Here is a 1741-nt window from a genome sequence, read left to right on the forward strand (position 1 = left end):
GAACGGCGTCATCCCGAACAACCACTCACCCACCCCGATCATCCACTTACCCAACGGCGGATGGACGACGTAGGCGGTGCACTCGCCGGCGTTCGCGGGGGTGCACTGCTGCCAGATGTCGGTGTTGCCGGCCAGGATCGCCTTGTCGGCGTCCTTGATCGGGGTGCGCTCGACGAGCCAGGTGATCAGCGAGAAGCCGTCCTTGGCGTAGTAGGTCTCGTCGAAGACCACGGCCTTGGGGTGGCCGAGGTCGATAAAGCGGATGATTCCGCCGAAAATGGTCACGACCAGCGGGGCGAGCCAGCCCCACAGCCTGCTCCCGCGCATCGGCGGGACCATCCGGTCGCGCACCGAGGGCATGCGCGGACCGCTCAGGTCGGACTTCGGCCCACCAGAGGTCTGGTACGGGAAATCGGTCACCGCCATTCGGACATCGTACGGGGCTGAAGCCGGTGGTTACCCAGGAAACACGGGGTAAAGGGGATGGCCTGCCACAATGGCCGGGTGACGAACGACGGCAGGTTGGTGCTGGCAGGAGCCCCTATAGGCCAGGCGGGCGACGTCTCGCCGAGGCTGAGGGAGGTGCTGGCCAGCGCCGACGTGGTGGCCGCCGAGGACACCAGGAGGCTGCGCAGGCTGGCGAACGAACTCGGCGTGGAGCTCGGCGGGCGGGTCGTGTCCTACTACGACGCCAACGAGGCCGGCCGGGCCCTGGAGCTGGTCGAGGCGCTCAAGGAGGGGCGCACGGTGGTGGTGATCACGGACGCGGGCATGCCGGGCGTCTCCGACCCCGGCTACCGGCTGACCCACCTGGCCGTCGAGGCGGGCATCACGGTCACCGCGCTGCCGGGGCCGAGCGCCGTCACCACCGCGCTGGCCGTCTCCGGGCTGCCCAGCGACCGGTTCTGCTTCGAGGGCTTCCCGCCGCGCAAGGCCGGCGACCGGGCCCGCCGGCTGGCCGGTCTGGCGCAGGAGGAGCGCACGATGGTGTTCTTCGAGGCGCCGCACCGGCTGCACACCTGCCTGGAGGCGATGGCCGAGGCGTTCGGCGCCGATCGCCGGGCGGCCGTCTGCCGCGAGCTGACCAAGACGTACGAGGAGGTCAGGCGCGGCGGCCTCGGTGAGCTGGCCGGGTGGGCGGCCGAGGGCGTCAAGGGCGAGATCACCATCGTGGTCGCCGGTCATGTGGCCGGCGCGGGCGAGCTCGACGTGAGCGCGCTGGTGGCCGAGGTGGACCGCCGGGTGGCCGCGGGTGAGCCGGCCAAGACCGCCGTCGCTGACGTGGCCAAGGGCGCTGGGATGCCGAAACGTGAACTTTACGACGCAGTTCACAGAAGATCGGCAACGCCATAGGCTGCAAATCGTGAGGAACTGGGGGGTTTCACGGCAGAGCCTTGTCCCTGCGATGCAGGAAAGCGCGCTGTGGGGCTGGATCGGCCCGCTGGCCGTGGCCGTCTTCGGCGGAATCCTCCGGTTCGTCCGGCTCGCGGAGCCCAAGGCCGTCGTCTTCGACGAGACCTACTACGCCAAGGACGCCTACGCGCTGCTCAAGTACGGCGCGGAGCGGGCCATGCTCGGCGACGCCGACAACCCGATCGCCGACAAGCGCCTGATCACCGACAACCTGGACATCTTCAAGGATTGTCCGAGCGCCTCCGAGTGCGCCTCCTTCGTCGCTCATCCGCCGTTGGGTAAGTGGATGATCGGGGTGGGTGAGTGGTTGTTCGGGATGACGCCGTTC

1 protein-coding gene and 2 pseudogenes are annotated in these 1741 nt (G+C 69.2%); 2 read left to right on the forward strand and 1 reads right to left on the reverse strand.

Translation table 11 applies throughout. The features are described 5' to 3' along the window. A pseudogene (locus IEY87_RS45260) lies at positions 1 to 426 on the reverse strand (phospholipid carrier-dependent glycosyltransferase); the annotation flags it as partial. Positions 427 to 483: 57 nt separating this feature from the next. On the opposite strand from IEY87_RS45260, the gene rsmI reads away from it, so the two are divergent. Continuing rightward, positions 484 to 1353: a 16S rRNA (cytidine(1402)-2'-O)-methyltransferase gene (gene rsmI / locus IEY87_RS45265; protein ID WP_189145101.1), complete on the forward strand. Its 870-nt coding sequence runs from the start codon at positions 484 to 486 to the stop codon at positions 1351 to 1353. A 52-nt stretch (positions 1354 to 1405) separates the two neighbouring features. Beyond that, a pseudogene (locus IEY87_RS45270) lies at positions 1406 to 1741 on the forward strand (phospholipid carrier-dependent glycosyltransferase); the annotation flags it as partial.

It is taken from the genome of Nonomuraea glycinis (genome assembly GCF_014646515.1).
GTDB classification, from domain to species: domain Bacteria; phylum Actinomycetota; class Actinomycetes; order Streptosporangiales; family Streptosporangiaceae; genus Nonomuraea; species Nonomuraea glycinis.